The following is a 300-nucleotide window of genomic DNA, read 5'->3' as shown; positions in this document are numbered from 1 at the left end:
GGTAGGCCGCGGGGTTATCTACCATGAACTGGTAGAAATCGCGCACGGCGATCTCCTTGCCTTCCTTGCGGTAGTGCTCACCGTCCAGCGAGACATAGACGGGGATGATCTCAATATTCAGTGTTGCGGCCGTCTCAGGGGTCAGGTCGCAGGCGCTGTCCGTGATGATATCTAACTTAGTCTCGCTTACTTTTCTATGCGGGGGGTTCTGTGGCGCGGATCAGTCGTTGTGATGGATGTAGGCTTCACGCTCGGCACCCACGGAGATGTAGGTGATCTTGCTGCCAATAGCCTTTTCCA

The 300-nt window shown here is 55.3% G+C and carries 1 protein-coding gene; it reads right to left on the bottom strand.

The window, feature by feature from the left end; genetic code table 11:
• Positions 1-166, bottom strand: a 166-nt coding sequence (locus P0G09_RS18835; RefSeq protein WP_275253435.1) for a DegV family protein, incomplete at its 3' end; no start/stop codon positions are given.
• Positions 167-300 lie beyond the last annotated feature (134 nt).

This window comes from Faecalibacterium sp. DFI.5.82 (assembly GCF_029076575.1).
GTDB lineage: Bacteria > Bacillota > Clostridia > Oscillospirales > Ruminococcaceae > Faecalibacterium > Faecalibacterium duncaniae.
The sequence above is the reverse complement of the archived record's forward strand: the minus strand, read 5'-3'. Positions and strand labels throughout refer to the sequence as shown.